Annotated in this window: 22 protein-coding genes; 15 read left to right on the top strand and 7 right to left on the bottom strand. The window is 56.7% G+C overall.

The features are described 5' to 3' along the window. Positions 1-65: 65 nt before the first annotated feature. Together LLF79_RS14030 and folM are read left to right on the top strand one after the other, a co-directional pair. Positions 66-1448 carry an amino acid permease gene (locus tag LLF79_RS14030; protein WP_008500547.1) on the top strand — a complete coding sequence of 461 codons (1383 nt, stop codon included), beginning with the start codon at positions 66-68 and terminating at the stop codon, positions 1446-1448. A 39-nt stretch (positions 1449-1487) separates the two neighbouring features. Next, a complete protein-coding gene (gene folM, locus LLF79_RS14025) occupies positions 1488-2210 on the top strand; it encodes a dihydromonapterin reductase (protein ID WP_008500548.1) in 723 nt (240 codons plus the stop codon). On the opposite strand, the gene LLF79_RS14020 is transcribed toward folM, so the two are convergent. Then, positions 2207-2542, bottom strand: a complete 336-nt coding sequence (locus LLF79_RS14020) for a GlpM family protein (RefSeq protein ID WP_023617531.1) — start codon at positions 2540-2542, stop codon at positions 2207-2209. The two genes, folM and LLF79_RS14020, sit on opposite strands and share 4 nt — an antisense overlap. A gap of 128 nt (positions 2543-2670) precedes the next feature. Between LLF79_RS14020 and rstA the strand changes: the two genes are divergently transcribed. The 4 genes from rstA to tus all read left to right on the top strand — a co-directional run bounded on the left by rstA (position 2671) and on the right by tus (position 6269). After that, the gene (rstA, locus tag LLF79_RS14015) at positions 2671-3387 is read left to right on the top strand and encodes a two-component system response regulator RstA (protein WP_021241154.1); all 717 of its coding nucleotides are present in this window, start codon (positions 2671-2673) and stop codon (positions 3385-3387) included. Between the two features lie 244 nt (positions 3388-3631). Then, the gene (locus tag LLF79_RS14010) at positions 3632-3892 is read left to right on the top strand and encodes a hypothetical protein (RefSeq protein WP_129344158.1); all 261 of its coding nucleotides are present in this window, start codon (positions 3632-3634) and stop codon (positions 3890-3892) included. A 75-nt stretch (positions 3893-3967) separates the two neighbouring features. Beyond that, positions 3968-5266 carry a two-component system sensor histidine kinase RstB gene (gene rstB / locus LLF79_RS14005; RefSeq protein WP_227879680.1) on the top strand — a complete coding sequence of 433 codons (1299 nt, stop codon included), beginning with the start codon at positions 3968-3970 and terminating at the stop codon, positions 5264-5266. A gap of 73 nt (positions 5267-5339) precedes the next feature. Then, complete coding sequence (gene tus, locus LLF79_RS14000; RefSeq protein WP_023292613.1) at positions 5340-6269, top strand: DNA replication terminus site-binding protein; 930 nt, start codon at positions 5340-5342, stop codon at positions 6267-6269. On the opposite strand, the gene fumC is transcribed toward tus, so the two are convergent. Then, positions 6270-7664 (bottom strand): class II fumarate hydratase, encoded by a 1395-nt coding sequence (fumC, locus tag LLF79_RS13995; RefSeq protein ID WP_227879678.1) that lies wholly within the window; start codon positions 7662-7664, stop codon positions 6270-6272. A gap of 184 nt (positions 7665-7848) precedes the next feature. Beyond that, positions 7849-9495 (bottom strand): class I fumarate hydratase FumA, encoded by a 1647-nt coding sequence (gene fumA / locus LLF79_RS13990; RefSeq protein ID WP_008500555.1) that lies wholly within the window; start codon positions 9493-9495, stop codon positions 7849-7851. Positions 9496-9694: 199 nt separating this feature from the next. Between fumA and manA the strand changes: the two genes are divergently transcribed. Continuing rightward, on the top strand, positions 9695-10870 hold the full coding sequence (gene manA, locus LLF79_RS13985; RefSeq protein ID WP_227879677.1) for a mannose-6-phosphate isomerase: 1176 nt from the start codon (positions 9695-9697) through the stop codon (positions 10868-10870). Positions 10871-10969: 99 nt separating this feature from the next. Continuing rightward, positions 10970-12502, top strand: a complete 1533-nt coding sequence (locus LLF79_RS13980) for a YdgA family protein (protein WP_023292617.1) — start codon at positions 10970-10972, stop codon at positions 12500-12502. A 38-nt stretch (positions 12503-12540) separates the two neighbouring features. Here the strand turns inward: LLF79_RS13980 and LLF79_RS13975 are convergent, their stop codons facing one another. Together LLF79_RS13975 and LLF79_RS13970 are read right to left on the bottom strand one after the other, a co-directional pair. Beyond that, positions 12541-13395, bottom strand: coding sequence for an alpha/beta fold hydrolase (locus tag LLF79_RS13975; protein ID WP_045353799.1), 855 nt, complete (start codon positions 13393-13395; stop codon positions 12541-12543). A gap of 15 nt (positions 13396-13410) precedes the next feature. Next, positions 13411-14391 (bottom strand): MBL fold metallo-hydrolase, encoded by a 981-nt coding sequence (locus LLF79_RS13970; RefSeq protein WP_206804513.1) that lies wholly within the window; start codon positions 14389-14391, stop codon positions 13411-13413. A gap of 107 nt (positions 14392-14498) precedes the next feature. On the opposite strand from LLF79_RS13970, the gene LLF79_RS13965 reads away from it, so the two are divergent. Further along, on the top strand, positions 14499-15395 hold the full coding sequence (locus tag LLF79_RS13965) for a LysR family transcriptional regulator (protein WP_045353793.1): 897 nt from the start codon (positions 14499-14501) through the stop codon (positions 15393-15395). 2 nt (positions 15396-15397) lie between these two features. Here the strand turns inward: LLF79_RS13965 and LLF79_RS13960 are convergent, their stop codons facing one another. Next, on the bottom strand, positions 15398-16426 hold the full coding sequence (locus LLF79_RS13960) for a Mal regulon transcriptional regulator MalI (protein WP_021241148.1): 1029 nt from the start codon (positions 16424-16426) through the stop codon (positions 15398-15400). Between the two features lie 179 nt (positions 16427-16605). On the opposite strand from LLF79_RS13960, the gene malX reads away from it, so the two are divergent. From malX to add, 3 genes are all read left to right on the top strand, one after another. After that, the gene (malX, locus tag LLF79_RS13955; protein ID WP_023343984.1) at positions 16606-18198 is read left to right on the top strand and encodes a maltose/glucose-specific PTS transporter subunit IIBC; all 1593 of its coding nucleotides are present in this window, start codon (positions 16606-16608) and stop codon (positions 18196-18198) included. 48 nt (positions 18199-18246) lie between these two features. Then, positions 18247-19419 (top strand): MalY/PatB family protein, encoded by a 1173-nt coding sequence (locus LLF79_RS13950; RefSeq protein ID WP_227879675.1) that lies wholly within the window; start codon positions 18247-18249, stop codon positions 19417-19419. 96 nt (positions 19420-19515) lie between these two features. After that, positions 19516-20517 (top strand): adenosine deaminase, encoded by a 1002-nt coding sequence (add, locus tag LLF79_RS13945; protein WP_227879674.1) that lies wholly within the window; start codon positions 19516-19518, stop codon positions 20515-20517. Positions 20518-20569: 52 nt separating this feature from the next. On the opposite strand, the gene LLF79_RS13940 is transcribed toward add, so the two are convergent. After that, positions 20570-21610, bottom strand: a complete 1041-nt coding sequence (locus LLF79_RS13940) for an oxidoreductase (protein ID WP_008500562.1) — start codon at positions 21608-21610, stop codon at positions 20570-20572. 243 nt (positions 21611-21853) lie between these two features. Here LLF79_RS13940 and blr point away from each other — a divergent pair, with 243 nt between their 5' ends. The 3 genes from blr to LLF79_RS13925 all read left to right on the top strand — a co-directional run bounded on the left by blr (position 21854) and on the right by LLF79_RS13925 (position 22953). Further along, complete coding sequence (gene blr, locus LLF79_RS13935; protein ID WP_168112406.1) at positions 21854-21979, top strand: division septum protein Blr; 126 nt, start codon at positions 21854-21856, stop codon at positions 21977-21979. Between the two features lie 231 nt (positions 21980-22210). Beyond that, positions 22211-22426: a transcription modulator YdgT gene (gene ydgT / locus LLF79_RS13930; protein ID WP_006174966.1), complete on the top strand. Its 216-nt coding sequence runs from the start codon at positions 22211-22213 to the stop codon at positions 22424-22426. Positions 22427-22512: 86 nt separating this feature from the next. Beyond that, positions 22513-22953, top strand: coding sequence for a DUF2569 domain-containing protein (locus tag LLF79_RS13925; protein ID WP_021241142.1), 441 nt, complete (start codon positions 22513-22515; stop codon positions 22951-22953). Positions 22954-22966 lie beyond the last annotated feature (13 nt).

Genomic DNA, 22966 nt, shown 5'->3' with positions numbered 1-22966 from the left:
CACCATTTTTATGCGCCTGAGCGAAATAATTATTCTGGATTTTGACCTTTCATAACAGGAAGCCAATGGAAAAGAAACTTGGCCTGAGTGCTCTGACTGCACTCGTTTTAAGCTCAATGCTGGGTGCGGGCGTATTCAGTTTGCCGCAAAATATGGCGGCCGTCGCCAGCCCGTCTGCCCTCATCATTGGCTGGGGCATTACGGGTGTCGGAATATTGCTGCTGGCCTTCGCCATGCTGCTGCTGACGCGCATTCGCCCGGATCTGGACGGCGGCATTTTCACCTATGCCCGTGAAGGCTTCGGCGAGCTGATTGGCTTCTGCTCCGCCTGGGGATACTGGCTGTGTGCGGTGATCGCCAACGTCTCCTATCTGGTGATCGTTTTCTCGGCGCTCAGTTTCTTTACCGATACGCCTGAGCTGCGCCTGTTTGGCGACGGGAATACCTGGCAGTCTATTGTGGGCGCCTCGGTGTTACTGTGGTTCGTCCACTGGCTGGTGCTGCGTGGCGTACAAACGGCCGCCAGCATTAACCTGGTGGCGACGCTCGCGAAGCTGGTTCCGCTCGGCCTGTTTATCGTTCTGGCCTTCATTGCGTTCCGTATGGACGTGTTCACGCTCGATTTCAGCGGCGTTGCGCTGGGCGTCCCCGTCTGGGAGCAGGTGAAAAACACGATGCTGATTACCCTGTGGGTGTTCATCGGCGTTGAGGGTGCGGTTGTGGTTTCTGCCCGGGCCCGAAATAAACGCGATGTGGGCCGCGCCACGCTGCTGGCGGTACTGGCCGCGCTCGGGGTCTATCTGCTGGTGACGCTGCTGTCGCTGGGCGTGGTGGCGCGTCCTGAGCTGGCTGAAATGCGTAACCCGTCAATGGCGGGCCTTATGGTGAAAATGCTCGGCTCCTGGGGCGACGTGGTGATTGCCGCTGGCCTTATCATCTCCGTCTGCGGAGCCTACCTGAGCTGGACCATCATGGCGGCTGAAGTGCCTTTCCTGGCCGCGACGCACAAGGCGTTTCCACGCCTGTTTGCGCGTCAAAACCAAAACAGCGCGCCGTCTGCCTCACTCTGGCTGACCAACATCAGCGTTCAGATCTGTCTGGTGCTGATCTGGCTCACAGGTTCAGACTATAACACGCTGCTGACCATCGCCTCGGAGATGATTCTGGTACCCTATTTCTTAGTGGGTGCGTATCTGTTAAAAATTGCCACACGCCCGGCGCATTATGTCGTGGGTGTCGGAGCCTGTATTTACGGCCTGTGGTTGTTGTATGCTTCCGGACCTATGCATCTGCTGCTGTCGGTGGTGCTGTACGCACCGGGTCTGCTGGTGTTCATCTACGCCCGCCGCACGCATCAGCTGGAGAACGCGCTGAAACGCCGTGAGATGGCCTTAATTGGACTGTTACTGGTTGCTGCCGTGCCGGCAACCTGGATGTTAGTGGGATAGCATCGCCTTTCCCATTGTTGAACTGTAAAGGAGAATACGATGGGAAATGCACCGCTTCGCCCCATACTGATCACCGGCGGAGGCCGCCGTATCGGCCTCGCCCTCGCCCATCATTTTCTCAACCTTCGCCATCCGGTCATTGTCAGCTACCGCACGGAATACCCGTCGATTGAAGGGCTGCGCAAAGCCGGGGCGGTCTGCATTCAGGCTGATTTTTCAACCGATGAAGGCATTCTGGCCTTTGCGGAAAAGGTGAAATCCACCACAACGGGTCTGCGCGCCGTGCTCCATAACGCCAGCGCATGGCAGGCCGAAAAGCCGGGTACGTCACTCAGCGAAACGCTCTCCGCCATGCTGCAGATCCACGTCAATGCCCCTTATCTGCTTAACCACGCTCTGCAGGATCTGCTCCGCGGCCACGGACATGCTGCGGGCGACATCATTCACTTCACGGATTATGTGGTGGAGCGCGGCAGCGACAAGCACATTGCCTATGCGGCCAGTAAAGCCGCGCTGGATAACATGACCCGCTCGTTTGCCCGCAAGCTCGCCCCCGAGGTGAAGGTGAACGCCATCGCCCCGGCAATGATCTTATTCAACGAAAACGATGATGCGGAGTATCGCCAGCAGGCGCTGAATAAATCGCTGATGAAAATTGCCCCAGGCGAGAAAGAGGTCATCGACCTCGTGGATTACCTGCTCACCAGTTGCTACGTCACCGGCAGAACCTTTGCCGTGGACGGCGGCCGACCGCTGCGCTAGTGAAAGCGGCTCCAGAAGAAAATTAACACCCAGGCGCTGAGCCCCCAGCAGACCACCGCCCCGCTCAGCGCCAGGGGAAGACGCAGAAAACCGGTGAAATACCACAGCGAAAGCAGGTAGAGAAAATACGGGATGATTGACCACATGCCAAACACGATGGTCGTGCGTAACGCTTCCGTGCCGCGTTCAGACGCCACAATATAGTGGGCAATGAGTGCAAAGGTCGGGAAGAGAGGGATCAGCCCGGCAATATAGTAGTTTTTCGTTTTTGCCAGAATGCCAATCAGCAACACCACCAGCGCACCCAGCGCGGCTTTGATCACCAGAGCCATCGTTTTCCTTATAATAATCAACTCACCCTATGGGCCAGAATAACGGAACCGGCGTTAATTTTGAAAGATTAATGGAAGGTTAAGGTTTCGCGGTGTATGTTGGCTTTTTTCACGAAAACAGACGCTGTATGAATAAGATTGTTTATGTTGAAGACGAACCCGAAGTCGGGCAGCTGATCGCCGCCTATCTGGGTAAACATGATATGGACGTCATTGTTGAACCTCGTGGCGATCGTGCCGAAGAGGTGGTCGTCCGTGAAAACCCGGATCTGGTGCTGCTGGATATCATGTTGCCGGGCAAAGACGGCATGACGCTCTGCCGCGACCTGCGCGCCCGGTGGGAGGGCCCTATCGTCCTGCTCACCTCACTGGACAGCGATATGAACCATATTTTGTCGCTGGAGATGGGTGCCAATGATTACATTCTGAAAACCACACCGCCTGCCGTCCTGCTCGCTCGCCTGCGCCTCCATTTACGCCAGCACGCCAGCATCGAACGCGAAGCACCGGCGCCGTCTCTGACGCCGCACAAAGCGATGCGCTTCGGTACGCTGTCTATTGATCCGATTAACCGTCAGGTGCTGCTCTCTGGCGAGCTTATCGCCCTTTCCACCGCAGATTTTGACCTGCTGTGGGAGCTGGCAACGCATGCCGGGCAGATCATGGATCGTGACGCGCTGCTGAAAAACCTGCGTGGCGTAAGCTATGACGGAATGGACCGCAGCGTGGACGTGGCGATTTCGCGTCTGCGCAAAAAACTGCAGGATAACGCCACCGAGCCCTACCGTATTAAAACCGTGCGTAACAAGGGCTATCTGTTTGCCCCACATGCGTGGGAAACCTGATCGCCGGATAAGATAACCTGCGCGAAATAAAGGCATTACGCGACAATGCCCTTCTTTCGCGCGTTTATTTTTACGTTTGCGCAACAATTAACTTGCTAAGCACGCAAACTATTCCATAATTACCTTCTCGACTCTCCTTTCTTCAGCTCGCCCCGCTCTTGCGATTGTTTTACTCATTTTCGCCGTGAAGCTTTCACGACATCTCTCCAATAAATCTTGAAATGAGGATTTAAGCTCATGAATTATGTATAGCTACGGTCAGGTAGAAGCGATAAAAACCAATCTTGAGTGGATTGTTAATCAGGCAACCCTGAACCACGCCTCCCCCTCTCGCACCGATCAAAAAGCGCTCTTTGACCTGCTGGAACTCATCCAGTCTTACGAAATACTGCTGGATCTCATCAGCGAATACGGAACGGATGTGATTGATACGCACATTGCAGAAGGCCTGGCCGTGACGGAAAAATTCATCGCCAAGGTAAAAAACAGCGCGAAAGCCATCTAACACGCTCGACAGACGTGAAAAACTCGAAGGGTTTTCATGTATATTCTGCACATAGCGTTTTTGCGGTGAGATCCAATGAAAAAGCTGTTTGTGCAGTTTTATCTTTTACTGTTTGTCTGCTTCCTGGTGATGACCATGCTGGTCGGCCTGGTCTATAAATTTACCGCCGAACGCGCGGGCAGGCAGTCTCTGGACGACCTGATGAAAAGCTCGCTCTATCTGATGCGCAGCGAGCTGAGAGAGATCCCGCCACACGACTGGGCGAAAACCCTGAAAGAGCTGGATCTCAATCTGTCATTCGATTTACGCATCGAGCCGTTGAAAGATTTCGATCTGGACCCGCCCGCCATGCAGCGTCTGCGCGACGGGGACATCGTCGCGCTGGATGAGAAATACACCTTTATCCAGCGAATTCCGCGCAGCCATTACGTGCTGGCCGTCGGGCCGGTGCCCTATCTCTATTATCTGCATCAGATGCGCCTGCTGGACATGGCGCTGATGGCCTTTATCGCCATTTCACTCGCGTTTCCGGTTTTTATCTGGATGCGCCCGCACTGGCAGGACATGCTGAAACTCGAATCCGCCGCGCAGCGTTTTGGCGAGGGGCATTTTACAGAGCGTATTCACTTCGACAGCGGTTCCAGCTTTGAACGTCTGGGCGTGGCCTTTAACCAGATGGCCGATAACATCAATGCCCTTATCGCCAGCAAGAAACAGCTGATCGACGGGATCGCGCACGAGCTGCGCACGCCGCTGGTGCGCCTGCGCTATCGTCTGGAGATGAGCGAGAATCTGACGGAAGCGGAGTCTCAGGCGCTTAACCGCGACATTGGCCAGCTTGAGGCGCTGATTGAGGAGCTGCTGACCTACGCGCGCCTCGATCGCCCGCAAAACGAGCTGAACCTCAGCACGCCGGATCTGCCCGCCTGGCTGCAAACCCACATTGACGACGTTCAGAGCGTGAACCCGCAGCGCACGCTGTTAACGCGCGTCACGCAGGGTGACTACGGCGCGCTCGATATGCGCCTGATGGAGCGCGTGCTGGACAATCTGATGAACAACGCCATGCGCTACAGCGAAAGTACGCTGCAGATTGGGCTGGATCTGCAGGGCAATCAGGCCAGCCTGACCGTTGAGGATGACGGGCCGGGGATTGCGCCGGAGGCACGCGAAACCGTGTTTGAACCGTTTGTCCGCCTCGATCCCAGCCGCGATCGCGCCACCGGCGGATGCGGTCTGGGGCTGGCAATCGTCCACTCTATCGCGCAGGCGATGGGCGGCACGGTGCATTGCGAAGAGAGCGAGCTCGGCGGCGCGCGCTTCTGCTTTAGCTGGCCGGTGTACCATAACATCGCCCTTCCCGTCCCTGCCTGACTTTAACCGCACGCTGGCCTGACCCGGCGTGCTGTGCTATATAATAAGTATGTTGTAACTAATGAGAGTGCTTATGGCGACCTACGATCTTATCGAACGGCTGAACAGCACGTTTCGGGAAATAGAACACGAGCTGCTGACCCTGACAGAACGTTTGCAGACCTGCCGGCTGCTGGCCGCGCGCGTCTTTACCCTGCCCGAGGTGGCCAAAGGGGCCGAGCACGATCCGCTGGACACCATCGACGTGAAGCAGCACATCGGCAAGGCCGCACTGGAGCTGGCGATGAAACACTATCGCCATCTTTTTATCCAGCAGCAGTCTGAACAGCGCAGCAGCAAGGCGGCCGTGCGGCTGCCGGGCGTGATCTGTCTGCAAACCGATGCAGTAGCGCGCGAGGCGCTGGAAAGCCAGATTGCCCATATCAACAGTCTGAAAGCGGCATTTGAGAAGATCGTTACCGAAGAGTCGGGCCTGGCTCCCGCCGCCCGGTTTGAGTGGGTGCACCGTCAGCTTCCGGGGTTAATTACCCTGAATGCCTATCGCACGCTGACGGTTCTGCGCCATCCCGCCACGCTGCGCTTCGGCTGGGCGAATAAGCACATCATTAAAAACTTCACCCGGGATGAAATTCTGGCGCAGCTGGAAAAGAGCCTGAAGACGCCGCGCACCGTCGCGCCGTGGTCGCGTGAGCAGTGGATCGAGCGCCTGGAGCAGGAGTACCACAGCATCGCCTCGCTACCGGCGGATACGCGCCTCAAAATTAAGCGCCCGGTGAAGGTGCAGCCTATCGCCCGCGTCTGGTATTCCGGCCAGCAAAAACAGGTGCAGTATGCCTGTCCAACGCCGCTGATTGCGCTCTATGATGCCGATCAGGGGGCTATCGTGCCGGATATTGGTGAGTTACTGAATTACGATGCTGAAAATGTCCAGCACCGCTACCGACCTCAGGCGCAGCCGCTTCAGCTCATTATTCCGCGGCTGCACCTGTACGTGGCGAGTTGATTATTTCAGACTGCCAACCATCGCCTCAGGGCGCACCCAGGCATCAAACTCCGCCTCCGTCAGATAGCCCAGCGCCAGGGCGGAGGCTTTCAGCGTCAGCCCCTCCTTATGCGCTTTTTTGGCGATTTCGGCGGCTTTGTCGTAGCCAATGTGGGTATTGAGCGCGGTCACCAACATCAGCGACTCGTTCAGCAGCTGGCTGATGCGCTCGCGGTTTGGCTCGATCCCCACCGCGCAGTGTTCGTTAAAGCTCTCCATGCCGTCCGCCAGCAGACGAATCGATTGCAGAACGTTGTGGATCACCATCGGGCGATAGACGTTGAGTTCGAAGTTGCCGGATGCACCGCCCAGGTTGACGGCCACGTCGTTGCCCAGTACCTGACAGCAGAGCATAGTCATGGCTTCGCACTGGGTCGGGTTGACTTTACCCGGCATGATGGAGCTGCCCGGCTCGTTTTCCGGAATGCTGATTTCACCGATGCCGCAGCGCGGGCCCGAGGCCAGCCAGCGCACGTCGTTGGCGATTTTCATTAGCGACGCCGCCAGCCCTTTCAGCGCGCCGTGGGTGTGGACCATCGCATCGCAGGTCGCCAGCGCTTCGAACTTGTTGGGCGCCGTGACGAACGGCTGTCCGGTTATGGCCGCAAGTTCCTCCGCCACGCGCACCGCATACTCCGGATGGGTGTTTAACCCGGTGCCGACCGCCGTGCCGCCGAGCGCCAGTTCCGCCAGGTGCGGCAGGCTGTTTTCAATATGCTTCAGGTTATGTTCCAGCATCGCCACCCAGCCGGAAATCTCCTGGCCGAGCGTCAGCGGCGTGGCGTCCTGCAGGTGCGTACGGCCAATTTTGACGATGTCGCGGAAGGCCTGCGCTTTCTCGTTGAGCGTGGATTTGAGGACGTTGAGCTGGGGGATAAGCTGCTCGCGGATAGCAATCACCGCCGCCACGTGCATGGCCGTGGGGAAGACGTCGTTAGAACTCTGGCTCTTGTTGACGTCATCGTTCGGGTGAACCTTGCGCTCCATGCCGCGCACGCCGCCCAGCAGTTCGCTGGCCCGGTTCGCCAGCACTTCGTTCATGTTCATGTTGCTCTGGGTGCCGGAACCGGTCTGCCAGATGGCGAGCGGAAATTCGTCGGGATGCTTGCCCGCCAGCACTTCGTCGGCGGCATTTATGATGGCGGTGGCCTTGTCTGCCGCCAGCAGGCCTAAATCCTGGTTCACTTTCGCGGCTGCGCGTTTGGTGAGCGCCAGCGCCTGAATCAGCGAAACGGGCATTTTTTCAGTCGAGATACGGAAATGCTCCAGCGAACGCTGGGTTTGCGCGCCCCATAGCTTGTCGGCCGGGACGTCGATGGCGCCCATCGAGTCTTTCTCATGGCGTACCGTGGTCATTACTTTCTCCTTGATAACACTGTCGGGATTGCTCACATGCTTAAGGGATAAGTATTGATGACTTCTGAGAAACGGTATGGCGCTTTGTGCGCTCTTTTTGGTGTCGGGTGGCGGCTTCGCCTTACCCGACCTACGAGAATGTAGGCCGGGTAAGGCGAAGCCGCCACCCGGCATTTTCTTCAGACTACTTCACACACGCCGAACACTGAGAAGACTGGATCTGTTTGAAGAAGTCGTTACCTTTGTCATCCACGAGGATAAACGCCGGGAAGTCTTCCACCTCAATTTTCCAGATCGCTTCCATGCCCAGTTCCGGGTATTCCACGCACTCCAGGCTCTTGATGCTGCCCTGCGCCAGCACCGCAGCCGGGCCGCCGATGCTGCCGAGGTAGAAGCCGCCGTGCTTGTGGCAGGCGTCCGTTACCTGCTGGCTGCGGTTGCCTTTCGCCAGCATGATCATGCTGCCGCCGTTAGCCTGCAGCTGGTCGACGTACGAGTCCATACGGCCCGCCGTGGTTGGGCCTAATGAGCCAGAGGCATAGCCTTCAGGCGTTTTCGCCGGGCCCGCGTAGTAGATCGGGTGATCTTTAATGTACTGCGGCAGCCCTTCGCCGTTGTCCAGACGCTCTTTCAGCTTCGCGTGCGCAATGTCGCGGCCCACGATAATCGTGCCGTTCAGGGAGAGACGGGTCGAGACCGGATACTGAGACAGCTGCGCCAGGATCTCTTTCATCGGACGGTTCAGATCCACGCGAACCGCTTCCCCCTCGCCCGCTTTACGCAGTTCTTCCGGGATGTATTTGCCCGGGTTGTTTTCCAGCTTTTCGATCCAGATGCCGTCGCGGTTGATCTTCGCCTTGATGTTGCGATCCGCAGAGCAGGAGACGCCCATCCCGACCGGACAGGATGCACCGTGACGCGGCAGACGGATCACGCGCACGTCGTGGGCGAAGTATTTACCGCCAAACTGCGCGCCGAGCCCCAGATTGCGCGCTTCTTCCAGCAGCTCCTGCTCAAGCTGCACGTCGCGGAACGCCTGGCCGTGCTCGTTACCTTCGGTTGGCAGGCCGTCGTAGTATTTGGTTGAGGCCAGCTTCACGGTCTTCAGCGTGCTTTCCGCCGAGGTACCGCCAATCACAAACGCGATATGGTACGGCGGGCACGCCGCGGTGCCGAGGGTGCGCATCTTCTCAACCAGGTAGTTCTTCAGCTTGCCCGGGGTGAGCAGCGCTTTGGTCTCCTGATAGAGATAGGTTTTGTTGGCCGAACCGCCGCCTTTGGCGATGCAGAGGAATTTGTACTCATCCCCGTCGACGCTGTAGATGTCAATCTGTGCAGGCAGGTTGGTACCGGTGTTGACCTCTTTGTACATGTCCAGCGCCGCGTTTTGCGAATAGCGCAGGTTGTCTTCGGTGTAGGTGTTGTAGACGCCGTGCGCCAGCGCCGCTTCATCGCCGCCGCCGGTCCAGACGCGCTGGCCTTTTTTACCGACGATGATCGCCGTGCCGGTATCCTGGCAGGTAGGCAGAATGCCTTTCGCCGCGATATCGGAGTTACGCAGGAACTGCAGGGCAACGTACTTGTCGTTTTCGCTGGCCTCCGGGTCGCTCAGGATATCTGCAACCTGCTGCTGATGCGCTGGGCGGAGCATAAACGAGGCGTCGTGGAAAGCATGCTGCGCCAGCAGCGTCAGCGCCTGCGGATCCACCTTGAGGATCTCTTGTCCTTCAAACTCAGAGACGGAGACGTGATCGCGGGTTAACAGGTAATACTCGGTCTGATCCTTACTGAGGGGGAAAGGATCCTGATAATGGAAGGGTTTATTCGACATTGGTCTCTCACTTACTGCTTCGGTCTGTTTATTCAGAGCAGATGTTCCGCTGCCCGGCTTAAAAGCGAGTCAGCTTATCCTACACAAATTTTTAACAAAAACTGAGACTAGTACGACTTTTTACATCCACAGGTTACTTCCAGGTGGTTTATTGCTTTAATACCCGGAGTTTATTCCACATTTGAATCAGGGCTTGATAATGCAAAAACTCATCAACTCAGTGCAAAACTACGCCTGGGGAAGTAAAACTGCGTTAACGGATCTCTACGGTATCGCGAACCCAAACAACCTGCCGATGGCAGAACTGTGGATGGGGGCGCACCCGAAGAGCAGCTCAAAAATTGAAGACGCCAGCGGCCAGGCACGCAGCCTGCGTGACGTAATTGACGTCGATAAAGCCGCGCTGCTGGGCGACAAGGTGGCTCAGCGCTTTGGCGAACTGCCGTTCCTGTTTAAAGTGCTGTGCGCTGAGCAGCCGCTCTCCATCCAGGTTCATCCGAACAAGCAAGCGTCTGAAATCGGCTTTGCGAAAGAGAACGCGGCGGGTATTCCGTTAGACGCCGCCGAGCGTAACTACAAAGATCCTAACCACAAGCCGGAGCTGGTGTTCGCGCTGACGCCGTTCCTGGCGATGAACGCGTTCCGCGAATTTTCAGAGATTATCTCCCTGCTGCAGCCGGTCGCGGGTGCCAATAACGCTATCGCGCATTTCCTTGAAAACCCGAACGCTGAGGCGCTAAGCCAGCTGTTTGCCAGCCTGCTGAACATGCAGGGTGAAGAGAAATCCCACGCCCTGGCGGTGCTGAAAGCCGCCCTGGAGAGCCAGCAAGGTGAACCGTGGGAGACCATCCGTCTTATTGCGCAGTTCTATCCGGACGACAGCGGCCTGTTCTCCCCTCTGCTGCTGAACGTGGTGAAGCTGAATCCGGGTGAAGCAATGTTCCTGTTCGCGGAAACCCCGCATGCCTATCTGCAGGGCGTGGCGCTGGAGGTGATGGCCAACTCTGACAACGTGCTGCGCGCGGGCCTGACGCCGAAATACATCGACATCCCCGAGCTGGTTGCCAACGTCAAGTTCGTGGCGAAACCTGCCGCGGAGCTGCTGACTCAGCCGGTGAAAAACGGCGCAGAGCTGGACTTCCCGATTCCGGTTGAGGATTTTGCTTTCTCCCTGCACGACCTGAGCCAGACAGAAACGACCATCGCACAGGAAAGTGCGGCGATCCTGTTCTGCGTGGAAGGCGAAGCGACGCTGCACAAAGGCGAACAGCGTCTGGTGCTTAAGCCCGGTGAATCAGCATTCGTTGCAGCCAATGAGTCTCCGGTTAGCGTAAGCGGCACCGGTCGACTGGCGCGCGTTTTCAATAAGCTTTAAGCACTTACTGAATTTTTTAACAACTCTTGCTAAGCTAGTTGCAGGCTTAATATCTCCAGGCGGTTTTTACCGCCTGGTTTCATTTTAGGGATAGTCGCAATGAAAAAATCGGTCGTAGCGGTAGGAGTGATTGTAGCGTTAGGCGTGGTCTGGACGGGTGCCTCCTGGTTTACCGGGAAACAGCTGGAAGGACGCCTGGCTGAGATGGTGGCGCAGGCTAACGGAGAGATTAAGCGCAGCGCGCCGGAAGCGGGCCTTGAGCTGAGCTACCAGAATTATCAGCGCGGCGTGTTTACCAGCCGTATGCAGGTTGTGGTGAAGCCGGTTGCCGGTACGGAAAACGGCTGGCTGAAACCGGGTCAGAGCGTGGTGCTGGATGAAGTGGTCAGCCACGGTCCATTCCCGCTGGCGCAGCTAAAATCGTTTAACCTGATCCCGTCAATGGCGTCCGTTCACACGGTCCTGGTGAATAACGACGTCACCAAACCGCTGTTCGACCTGGCAAAAAATACCTCACCTTTCGAAATCGACACCCGCATCAGCTATGCCGGTGACACCAGTTCCGATATCGCGCTGAAAGCGCTGAACTACGAGAAAGAGAATGAGAAAGTCGCCTTTAGCGGTGGTCACTTCAAACTTGACGCGGACCGCGACGGGAACGTGTTCTCCCTGACGGGTGAAGCGGAAAGTGGCCTGGTCAACGCCGTGAACGAATACAATCAAAAAGTTCAGCTCACCTTCAACAACCTGAAGGCCGACGGCAACAGCCGCATGACCGATTTTAAAGAGCGTATCGGCGATCAGAAACTCTCTCTCGATAAAGTCGCCATTGCGGTTGAAGGCAAAGAGATGGCCGTGCTGGAAGGCATGGACGTCAACGGCAAATCCGACGTGTCCAAAGACGGTAAGAGCATCAATACCCAGCTGGATTACACGCTGAAGAGCCTGAAAGTGCAGAATCAGGATCTGGGCACCGGCAAACTGTCGCTGAAGATCGGCAATATCGACGGCCAGGCGTGGCACGAATTTAGCCAGAAATACAGCAAAGAGAGCCAGGCGCTGCTGACCGATGCCGCGCTGCAGCAGAACCCGGAAGTGTACCAGCAGCAGGCGATGGCAGTGCTGTTCAACAACCTGCCGATCCTGCTGAAAGGCGAGCCGGTGATCACCGTTGCGCCGCTGAGCTGGAAAAACAGCAAAGGTGAAACCAGCTTCAACCTGTCTCTGTTCCTGAAGGATCCGGCCACCGCCACGGGTGAACCGCAGACGCTGGCGCAGGAAGTGGATCGCAGCGTGAAGTCGCTCGACAGCAAGCTGACCATCCCGATGGATATGGCGACCGAGTTTATGACCCAGATTGCGAAGCTGGAAGGCTACGGCGATGAAGATGCCGGCAAGCTGGCGAACCAGCAGGTGAAAGGCCTGGCGGCCATGGGCCAGATGTTCCGCATCACGAAGGTGGACAACAACACGATTTCCACCAGCCTGCAGTACGCCAACGGCCAGGTCACGCTCAACGGCGACAAAATGCCGCTGGAGGATTTTGTCGGCATGTTTGGCATGCCTGCTCTGGGGATGCCGGAACCGGCTGAACCGGCAGCGCCAGCCGAACCGGCGGCACCGCAGCAGTAAACGTCAAAACCCCTCGCATGAGGGGTTTTTTATTGCCGTTATCCCTTCCATCCCTGCAGGAAATCCAGCAGCAATGCGTTAACTTTCTCAGGCTGTTCCTCCTGCGGAAGGTGGCCGCACTCTTCTATCGCGAAGGCTCGCAGATCGTCAGCCATTTCCGCCCACACGCTGTGCATATCAAACAGTTTGCCTACCGCGTGGAAATCATTTCCCCATAGCGACATCACCGGACAGGAGATTTTCACGTCAGCGTCGGCAAGATCCTGGGCCACGTCCTCCGCGTTGGCTCGATAGTCAGCCATTGCGCCTCTCACGGCCCCGGGCGCCTGATAAGCCCGGACATAGGTATCAAACGCCTCGCCGCTGATGATAGACGGATCGTAGGTCCAGTCCGAGAAAAAATGGCGCAGCCAGAAATTCTCTCGGCCTGCAATCAGCGCTTCCGGCAGGTCTGGCACAAGATGAAACAGAAAGAACCAGTAGGCACGCGCAATCGACGCATTAAGATCGCGCGCCACAATGCGCGTTGGCACGTTATCCATCACCACCAGACGATCCACCAGCTCAGGGTAATCTTTTGCAAACCTCGTCGCGACGCGTGCGCCGCGATCGTGCCCCACCAGTACCACTTTCTGTAAGCCAAGCGCACGCATCAGCTCGCGGATATCCCGCGCCATGTTCCGTTTATCATAGCCAGAAGCCGGTTTATCCGTTTCGCCATACCCACGTAAATCTGGCGCGATGACGCGGTAGTGTCGGGACAACACAGGTATCTGATAGCGCCAGGCATAGTTTGTCTCGGGAAAACCATGCAGGAGAATAACCGGTGCGCCTTCACCCTCTTCAACTACAAACTGTCGGATGCCGTTTGCCGTTACGGTGTAACTTTTCATATTCGTAGCCTCACTTTATTTCAGCAGAGGCACGCTGGCCGGACGTTGATAAGGTCCGTAATTTACAGGATTCCAGCTATAGCCCTGCTGCAGGGCGGTGATATGCCCAATACCGGGGAAAGGCAGATGCGCTGCGGCCATCCACTCACCGTCTTTCGCCAGCGCGCTAAACTCCTGCGCCCGGGATGAGACGGCTTTTTTCGAATCGACATCAAAGCGAATAGACACTTCTGGGTGCGGGAACTGGACGGCAGGCGCATGGATCAGATCCCCAATAAAGTTAATAGCCGTACCCTGCGACGCAAAGCGATAAACGGTACTGCCAGGCGTATGACCAATGGCAGAGATCGTCTGGACTTCCGGGATCGGCGAAGCTGGCGGGACGAAGGTTTTAAGATGCCCGGTGGCTTTATACGCAGACAGCGCATTCCTGGCGATAGCAAAATACGCCTTCGCGTTAGCCGGTGCGCTCGCTTCTTTTGCTGGGTCAAGCCAGTAGTCGGCCTCCCCCTGCGGCACGTAGACGGTGGCATTGGGGAACAACGCCTTGCCGTCTGCATCGCTCAGGCCACACACGTGGTCAAGATGCAGGTGAGTCAGGAAAATGGTGTCGACCTGATCGGGACGATACCCTGATGCGTTTATATTGCTGACCAGCTGGCCGGCCGTTTCCGACATGCAGTGGCCGCCCCCGCTGTCAATCATTACCAGGTGTTTACCGGTATTCACCAGAAACGCGTTGAAGGCGGTAGGCATGCGCTCGGCATCAATTTTGTGTTGAGCCAACAGTTCACGAACCTTGTCGCCTGAAAGCCCGTGTAGTAAGGAAGGCGAAAGATCGTTATAGCCGTCGAACAGCGCCGTAACCTCATATTCCCCTATCGCCAGACGATAATAACCCGGGACCTGCTGTTTCACCTGTGCGGGAACATCCGCCCATGATGTGCTTGCAAAGAGCAGGCCGCTGAACGCCAGAACCGTTTTCAACATTTTCATCTTCACTCCAGATTAATATTTTTCAGGTTGTGAAGAGACTATGGCAACGTAACGATAAATAATGTAGATATGTACGTTGATAAGTCAGCATAACGAAAAACGATATAATGAAACTGGAAGACGTTGAAGTGTTTGTCGAAGCCATCAAGACCGGTAGCCTGGCGGGAGCCGCGCGTCGGCTCTCTATGAGCGCCATGGCGGCGTCACGGTCTCTTAATCATCTTGAGGCTGAACTGGGGGTCAGGCTGGTGCACCGCACCACGCGCTCCCTCTCACCTACCAGCGATGGTGAGGTTTTCTTGCCGCATGCACAGGCGCTGCTGGAAGATAAAAATAATGCGCTTGCCGATCTGTTTCCCGAGGGGTCGCACCTTGCCGGACGCCTGCGTATTACCGCCTCCGCTGGGTTTGGCCGTAAGATCGTGGCGCCCATGCTAACCCGGTTTATGCAGCAACATCCCGCTCTGCAGGTTGATTTACTCGCCACCGACGAACAGGTGGATATTGTTGGAAAAGGCATCGACGTGGCGTTACGCATTGCGCCGCTGCGCGACAACCGATTAGTTGCCCATCGCCTGTGTCATAACCCACGGGATCTCTGCGCCAGCGCGGCGTATCTGGCTGCAAACGGCTATCCAAAATCGTTTAACGATCTGGCAGCACACAGCTGTCTGACCATGTCAGACACCGTTCACTGGTCATTCGAACAGGGCGAACAGCGCTACAAACAAAAGGTATCGGGCCGATTCTCTGCGAACTCGGTTGAGGCGATTTTCGAAGCCTGCCTCGGCGGGATGGGCATCGCCAATTTATCTCGCTGGTACGTAGAACCGGCCTTCAGAGAGGGGAAACTCGAGCGGATTGTCCTTGAGGATGCCCAGCCGGAATCGCTGGCCGTTTGGGCGGTTTACCCGACCTCACGGCTGATCCCGGCAAAAGTACGTAAATTTGTGGAAGCACTGGAGGCAGAACTGCTGCTCAATCCGTTAACGCAACCCACCTGATATTATTTCACCGTCACCAGCCGCGCCGCCACAATCTGGTGCCCGGCCTGAACGTCCGTATTGTCGATGCGCTGCATAATCCTGTCCGCTAGGGTGTAGCCCATCTCCCGCGCTGGGGTCGTGGCCCAGACGATCGGCAGATCGTCGAGCGCGTTTTCACCGACGTCGGCGAACGCCCCCAGCGCCACCTGGTGGCCGAAGAAGGTTTCAACGCCCCCTTCACCGCTCTGACGCCCGGCGCGGATCAGGCCAAACCAGGCGCCCATGGCGATCACATCGTTATAGCAAATGACGGCGCTGATGGTCGGGCTGCTGCGCAGCAGCGCGCCTATCGCTTCCGCCGCCATCTTCTGGCTGGACTCACACTCAACAACCCACTCGCTGTGGAACGGCAGGCCGTATTTAATCAGCGTCGCGCAGTAGCCGCCGACCCGTTCGGCGCGGGTCAGGGACGAGCTTTTGCCGCCCAGCCAGGCAATGCGCTGATGGCCGCGACGAATAAGATGCTCGGTCAGCATTTGCGCAGCCTGCATGTTATCCGGGCGCAGCGTATCGGCTTCATCGAGGTAGCTGGCGCGTGAAGCAAACACCAGCGGCACGCCTTTTTCAGCGGCACGCTCGCACAGCTCGCTGCCCACGCCCGACGCCCCGGCGACGATCACCCCGTCCACACCCTGATTCAGCAGCATATCGAGCCGGGAAAGCAGCTGATCGGCCTCGCGACCGCCGTGAAGCAGAAAGACCATCCGCCCCTGCGCTTCAAGCGCTTCGGTTAAGCCGGCGGTCAGCTCCGCATAGAACGGTGACGTCAGGTCACGGACAATCAGGCCAATCACCCCGCTTTGCCCGCCGCGCAGCGCCGACGCCTGGCGGTTTCGCACAAAGCCCAACTGCTCAACCGCCTCATTCACCCGCTGACCGGTCGCGGGAGAGATGCGTCCTTTTCCGCTCAGTACCAGAGAAACGGTGCTGACGGAAACCCCCGCCGCCAGCGCGACATCGTTGATGGTGACTTTTTTCGCTACAGCCATGTGTTGGCGTGACTCCCTGAAAAATGAGATCGGTAAAACGTTTTATCAATACGTTATCTTTATACTACCAGTCAAAGCCTGAGAATGTGATTTAGCGCGCACTAAACTTTGATAAAACGTTTTATCTTCTCGCAGCATTGAAGCAGACAAACTGATTTTAACAATAAAGGAGTCGTTTTATGACGGCGAAAGCAGCACAAAAAATATCGCTGTGGGAATTTTTCCAGCAACTGGGTAAAACCTTTATGCTGCCCGTGGCGCTTCTCTCGTTCTGCGGGATCATGCTCGGGATCGGCAGCTCGCTCAGCAGTAAAGACGTCATCACGCTGATCCCCTTCCTCGGCGCGCCCGTGCTGCAGGCGATCTTTATCTGGATGAGTAAAGTCGGCTCCTTTGCCTTCAGTTTCCTGCCCGTGATGTTCTGTATTGCAATCCCGCTGGGCCTGGCCCGCGAGAACAAAGGCGTCGCGGCGTTTGCCGGTTTTGTGGGCTACGCGGTGATGAACCTGGCGGTTAACTTCTGGCTGACCGCAAAAGGCATACTGCCGACCACCGACGCCGCCGTTCTGAAGGCCAACAACATTCAGAGCGTGATTGGTATTCAGTCCATCGACACCGGGATCCTCGGGGCGGTGATCGCCGGGGTAATTATCTGGATGCTGCACGAGCGCTTCCACAATATCCGCCTGCCGGATGCCCTGGCCTTCTTCGGCGGCACCCGCTTTGTCCCGATCGTGACCCTGGTCGTTATGGGTCTGTTTGGTCTGATTATTCCGCTGATTTGGCCAGTTTTCGCTATGGGCATCAACGGCATTGGCCGCATCATTAACGGCGCGGGAGATTTTGGTCCGATGATCTTCGGCACCGGCGAGCGTCTTCTGCTGCCGTTTGGCCTGCAGCATATCCTGGTGGCCCTGATTCGCTTCACCGAAGCGGGCGGCACCATGGAGGTGTGCGGTCACGACGTGAGCGGCGCGCTGACTATCTTCCAGGCGCAGCTGAGCTGCCCGACGACACACGGCTTCTCCGAAAGCGCAACCCGCTTCCTGTCTCAGGGTAAAATGCCTGCCTTCCTCGGCGGCCTGCCGGGTGCTGCGCTGGCAATGTACCACTGCGCGCGCCCGGAAAACCGTCATAAAATTAAAGGTCTGCTGATTTCCGGCGTGATCGCCTGCGTCGTGGGCGGTACCACCGAGCCTATCGAGTTCCTGTTCCTCTTCGTCGCGCCGGTGCTGTATCTGATTCACGCGGTGCTGACCGGGCTGGGCTTCACCGTGATGGCGGTGCTGGGCGTCACCATCGGCAACACTGACGGCAACGTGATCGACTTCGTGGTGTTCGGGATCCTGCACGGCCTGTCGACTAAGTGGTATCTGGTCCCTGTCGTGGCGGCAATCTGGTTTGCGGTGTACTACGGGATCTTCCGCTTCGCCATCACCCGCTTTAACCTGAAAACGCCAGGACGCGATATTGATACGGCCACCAGCGTTGAACAGGCGGTTGCCGGTACCGTGGGCAAATCCGGCTATAACACCCCTGCCATTCTGGCGGCGCTGGGCGGTGCGGATAACATCACCTCGCTGGATAACTGCATTACCCGCCTGCGTTTGTCGGTGGCGGATATGTCAAAAGTGGATACCAACGCCCTCAAGGCCAACCGGGCCATCGGCGTGGTACAGTTAAACCAGCACAATTTGCAGGTGGTTATCGGCCCGCAGGTACAGTCAGTGAAAGATGAGCTGGCGACCCTGATGCGAACAGTAGAAGCCTGATGCCTCAGCCCCCTCACCATGAGGGGGTTTTACGTTAAGGATTAAAGCATGTTTGATTTCTCAACCGTCGTGGATCGACACGGCACATGGTGTACGCAGTGGGACTATGTCGCCGACCGCTTTGGCGCGGCGGATCTGCTGCCCTTCACCATCTCGGATATGGATTTCGCCACCGCCCCCTGCATAACCGACGCGCTGCAGCAGCGCATTCATCACGGCGTGTTTGGCTATAGCCGCTGGAAAAACGACGAGTTTCTCGCCGCCGTCGCACACTGGTTCCAGCAGCGCTTTAACACCCGAATTGATACCGAAAGCGTGGTTTATGGCCCCTCCGTCATCTACATGGTCTCGGAACTGATTCGCCTCTGGTCAAAACCCGGCGACGGCGTGGTGGTTCACACCCCGGCATACGATGCCTTTTACAAAGCCATAGAGGGTAACGGGCGTCGTGTTGTGGCGGTTGAAATGGAAAAACAGGCCGCTGGCTGGCAGGGCAATATGGCAGCCCTGGAAGCGGCGCTGGCGAAACCGGAAAACAGAATTATGCTGCTGTGCAGCCCGCAGAATCCGACCGGCAAGGTCTGGACGCGGGATGAATTGACGCAGATGGCGGAACTCTGCGAGCGCTATGACGTGGCGGTTATCAGCGATGAAATCCATATGGACATGGTGTGGGGAGAACATCGTCACACGCCGTGGAACGCCGTGGCGCGGGGCAAATGGGCGCTTCTGACCTCCGGCTCGAAAAGCTTTAACATTCCGGCGCTGACGGGGGCTTACGGCCTGATCGGCGATGAAGAGAGCCGTAACGGCTATCTCAGCGCGCTAAAAGGACGGGACGGGCTCTCTTCCCCTTCCGTGCTGGCGCTAACGGCGCATATCGCCGCCTATCAGCAAGGGGGGCCGTGGCTGGATGCCCTGCGGGGTTATCTGGAAGAGAATCTGTTGTATATCGCTCAGGAAGTAAACCGCGCTTTTCCGAAACTCAACTGGCAGCCGCCGGAAGCGACCTATCTGGCCTGGATCGATCTGCGTCCGCTGAATATTGACGATCGGGCGCTGCAAAAAGTACTGATTGAGCAGCAAAAGGTCGCCATCATGCCGGGATATACCTATGGAAAAGAGGGAAATGGCTTCGTACGCCTCAATGCGGGCTGCCCGCGCAGCAAGCTGGAGCAAGGGGTTCAACGCCTGATTGCCGGCATTAATACGCTTCTGTAATCAATTTGCGCAACGGAATATTCCCTTGCGCAAATAGCTTTTTACCCCGTTTTGTTTTTATAATATGGCGCACTTTAACCAGAAAAGAGTGCGACCATGATTGATACACGCCTGCCTTTAACTGATATTCATCGTCACCTTGACGGTAACATTCGTGCCCAAACCATCCTCGATCTTGGCCGCCATTTCAATTTAACGCTTCCTGCTCAGACCCTTGAGTCCCTGATCCCTCACGTACAGGTGACCTCTAATGAACCGGACCTGGTCAGCTTCCTGAGCAAACTCGACTGGGGCGTGAAGATGCTGGCGTCGCTGGATGCCTGCCGCCGCGTGGCGTTTGAGAACATCGAAGATGCCGCCCGCAACGGCCTGCACTACGTCGAGCTGCGCTTCTCGCCGGGCTACATGGCGATGACCCACAACCTGCCCGTTGCAGGCGTCGTGGAAGCCGTCATTGAAGGCGTCCGCGAAGGGTGTAAAACCTTCGACGTCCAGGCTCGCCTGATCGGCATCATGAGCCGTACCTTCGGTGAAGCCGCCTGCCTGCAGGAACTGGAAGCGCTGCTGGCCCATCGCGATGCCATCACCGCCGTCGATCTCGCCGGTGACGAGCTGGGCTTCCCGGGCAGCCTGTTCCTCTCCCACTTCAACCGCGCGCGCGATGCCGGCTGGCACATTACCGTGCACGCGGGTGAAGCGGCTGGCCCGGAAAGCATCTGGCAGGCCATCCGCGAGCTGGGCGCCGAACGTATCGGTCACGGCGTGAAGGCGGTAGAAGACCGCGCCCTGATGGATTTCCTGGCGGAGCAGCGTATCGGGATTGAGTCGTGCCTGACGTCTAACATTCAGACCAGCACCGTAGCATCGCTGTCGCAGCACCCGCTGAAAACGTTCCTTGAACACGGCGTGCTGGCCTCGCTGAACACGGACGATCCGGCGGTTCAGGGCGTGGATATCATCCACGAGTACAACATCGCCGCACCGCAGGCGGGTCTGAGCCGCGAGCAGATCCGTCAGGCCCAGATCAACGGGCTGGAGATCGCCTTCCTGACGCCTGCAGAGAAGCAGGCGCTGAAAGATAAAGTGGCTCGCGGTTAACACCGTTGCCGGGTGGCGCTGACGCTTACCCGGCCTACAAAATATTAAAAAACTATGCCAGACAGAGCGTCGCGCGATGTTTGGCAGATTCGATCCCCAGCTCAATCAGCTCCATAATCTGTATTGCCTGGCTGGCCGGAACCGGATTCTCTCCCGTGCCGTTCAGCGCATCGCGGATAGCGGCATAATACGCCGGATAGTTACCCGGTATCGTCAGCAAGGTCTCCTCGACCAGCTCCTCGCCTTCCACCCGCGTGACGACGCCGTCGCGCATATCATAGCCCCAGTCTTCCTGCGGCAGACGCTCACCGTTTTTCAGCCTGTCTTCCTGCGGATCGAGACCAAACTTCACGTAGCTGCCGCGCGTGCCGTGAATAATATAGCGGGCAGATTCTGCCGCCGCGACCATCGTCCCGTGCAGCACAATTCGCCGCTGCGGGTAACTGAGCACCGCGTGGAAGTAATCGGTCGTCTGCGCACCGGGCCTGAGCTGGGCCAGATCGACCGTCATGCTCACCGGCAGGCCAAAGAGATTGACGGCCTGATCCAGCAGATGCGGGGCTAAATCATACCAGATACCGCTGCCAGGACCGGCCTGCTCGCGCCAGCGGTTTCGTACCTGCGGGCGAAAGCGGTCAAAGTGCGACTCAAAAAAGAGGATCTCCCCTAACGTACCTTCACTGAGAAGCCGTTTTACCGTCAGAAAATCACTGTCCCAGCGGCGGTTATGGAACACCGACAGCAGCCTGCCCAGACTCTTTGCCAGCGCATCCAGCTCGCGAGCCTGTGACAGTGTCACGGTAAAGGGCTTATCGACAACCACATGCTTCCCGGCTTCCAGCGCGGCCTTTGCCAGCGGAAAGTGGGTATCGTTCGGCGTGGGAATGACGATTAAATCAATGTTTGGATCGTTGAAAAGATGTTTTGGCTCGGAGACAACCGGCACAGAAGGCCAGTCTGCATGGACTTTAGCAGCGTCGCTGCTGGATACCGCCGCCAGCGTCATCCCCGGCGTCCCGGCTATCAGAGGCGCATGAAACGTTTTGCTCGCGTACCCGTAACCAATAAGCCCAACGCGGATATTATCACTCATAGTGTCATCCTCTTTTAAGTCGTTCTTATTTCACACTGGCTAGTCTGGCATTACCACGGATTAATAATGTGCCGTATGACGTAAAATAGCAGGTTATACGGATTGTTTTTGTTACATAGTATTAACCTACTGATTTTGTTTAAGGGAACCGTTCCCAAAGCCCTTGCCGTCAGAGAAACGTCGCTGTAACATTTGCGCCCTGTCTTTATGGATAAAGTACAATTACACATCATGACGTCAATTATTAATCGAATCATTGAATTAGCGGGATGGATTGTCCTTGGGGTGTCGGTCATTTTGCTGGGCGTTGCCAGCCATATCGATAACTACCAGCCGCCGGAACCTGTCACCGTCGCTCAACCTAAGTAAACGGTTACTGCAATAAAGAGTGACATAATATGTCAGTTACTTATTGCCAGCCCTGGTGAACACGGTTAACCTTCTCTTCCAGGCATCGTCTGATGCCTGAATTTCAGCAAAGAAAACTCCTAATTTCGTCGCGTTACCTGAGTGGGCTGTTTACGTCTTTATTAATCCGTTTATTATTCGAACGAATTACCTTAACTGGTATTACTCACTTTTATATGGAAACTTATTAATATGACAGTTCAGGACTATTTATTAAAATTTCGCAAGATCAATTCGCTTGAGAGCCTGGAAAAACTGTTTGACCATCTGAACTACACCCTGTCGGATAATCAGGAAATCATTAATATGTATCGCGCCGCTGACCATCGCCGTGCGGAGCTGGTCTCCGGTGGCCGTTTGTTCAACGTCGGCGAAGTGCCAAAGTCCGTGTGGCGTTACGTTTTATAAGAGAGTAGCCATCCGCGCGAAATGTTATATACTCTCCGCCCTGCCAACTGGCTGTACAACATTTCGCGCAGATTATGGGAGAGTTCATGACCGCAACGCCTGGAGAACGCATTGGAGGCTGGTTAATCGCCCCACTGGCATGGCTGCTGGTTGCCTTATTAAGCGCATCACTTGCGCTGCTGCTTTATACCACCGCACTGATTACCCCTCACGCCATTCAGACCCTGTTGTCGCAAAGCGTGCTTAATATTGCTTTGTGGTTTGTGTCGTTCGTTTTCGCGATCGGGATGTGGTACTACACGCTGTGGCTGACCATCGCCTTCTTTAAGCGCCGTAAGAATGTGCCTAAGCACTACATTATCTGGCTGCTGGTTTCGGTCCTGCTGGCGGTGAAGGCGTTTGCTTTTTCGCCCGTTTCAGACGCGCTGGCCGTTCGTCAGCTGCTTTTCCCGTTGCTGGCCGCGGCGCTGCTGGTGCCCTACTTCAAGCGTTCGACGCGGGTGAAAAACACCTTCGTGAACCCGTAATAACCCTACAGAT

The organism is Enterobacter cloacae complex sp. 2021EL-01169 (assembly GCF_020733125.1).
Classification (GTDB): domain Bacteria; phylum Pseudomonadota; class Gammaproteobacteria; order Enterobacterales; family Enterobacteriaceae; genus Enterobacter; species Enterobacter roggenkampii.
This window is presented reverse-complemented; position numbering and strand designations above follow the sequence as displayed.

Coding starts and splice junctions, on each gene's coding strand:
- LLF79_RS14030 (WP_008500547.1), top strand. CDS start 66: ATGGAAAAGAAACTTGGCCTGAGTGCTCTGACTGCACTCGTTTTAAGC.
- folM (WP_008500548.1), top strand. CDS start 1,488: ATGGGAAATGCACCGCTTCGCCCCATACTGATCACCGGCGGAGGCCGC.
- LLF79_RS14020 (WP_023617531.1), bottom strand. CDS start 2,542: ATGGCTCTGGTGATCAAAGCCGCGCTGGGTGCGCTGGTGGTGTTGCTG.
- rstA (WP_021241154.1), top strand. CDS start 2,671: ATGAATAAGATTGTTTATGTTGAAGACGAACCCGAAGTCGGGCAGCTG.
- LLF79_RS14010 (WP_129344158.1), top strand. CDS start 3,632: ATGTATAGCTACGGTCAGGTAGAAGCGATAAAAACCAATCTTGAGTGG.
- rstB (WP_227879680.1), top strand. CDS start 3,968: ATGAAAAAGCTGTTTGTGCAGTTTTATCTTTTACTGTTTGTCTGCTTC.
- tus (WP_023292613.1), top strand. CDS start 5,340: ATGGCGACCTACGATCTTATCGAACGGCTGAACAGCACGTTTCGGGAA.
- fumC (WP_227879678.1), bottom strand. CDS start 7,664: ATGACCACGGTACGCCATGAGAAAGACTCGATGGGCGCCATCGACGTC.
- fumA (WP_008500555.1), bottom strand. CDS start 9,495: ATGTCGAATAAACCCTTCCATTATCAGGATCCTTTCCCCCTCAGTAAG.
- manA (WP_227879677.1), top strand. CDS start 9,695: ATGCAAAAACTCATCAACTCAGTGCAAAACTACGCCTGGGGAAGTAAA.
- LLF79_RS13980 (WP_023292617.1), top strand. CDS start 10,970: ATGAAAAAATCGGTCGTAGCGGTAGGAGTGATTGTAGCGTTAGGCGTG.
- LLF79_RS13975 (WP_045353799.1), bottom strand. CDS start 13,395: ATGAAAAGTTACACCGTAACGGCAAACGGCATCCGACAGTTTGTAGTT.
- LLF79_RS13970 (WP_206804513.1), bottom strand. CDS start 14,391: ATGAAAATGTTGAAAACGGTTCTGGCGTTCAGCGGCCTGCTCTTTGCA.
- LLF79_RS13965 (WP_045353793.1), top strand. CDS start 14,499: ATGAAACTGGAAGACGTTGAAGTGTTTGTCGAAGCCATCAAGACCGGT.
- LLF79_RS13960 (WP_021241148.1), bottom strand. CDS start 16,426: ATGGCTGTAGCGAAAAAAGTCACCATCAACGATGTCGCGCTGGCGGCG.
- malX (WP_023343984.1), top strand. CDS start 16,606: ATGACGGCGAAAGCAGCACAAAAAATATCGCTGTGGGAATTTTTCCAG.
- LLF79_RS13950 (WP_227879675.1), top strand. CDS start 18,247: ATGTTTGATTTCTCAACCGTCGTGGATCGACACGGCACATGGTGTACG.
- add (WP_227879674.1), top strand. CDS start 19,516: ATGATTGATACACGCCTGCCTTTAACTGATATTCATCGTCACCTTGAC.
- LLF79_RS13940 (WP_008500562.1), bottom strand. CDS start 21,610: ATGAGTGATAATATCCGCGTTGGGCTTATTGGTTACGGGTACGCGAGC.
- ydgT (WP_006174966.1), top strand. CDS start 22,211: ATGACAGTTCAGGACTATTTATTAAAATTTCGCAAGATCAATTCGCTT.
- LLF79_RS13925 (WP_021241142.1), top strand. CDS start 22,513: ATGACCGCAACGCCTGGAGAACGCATTGGAGGCTGGTTAATCGCCCCA.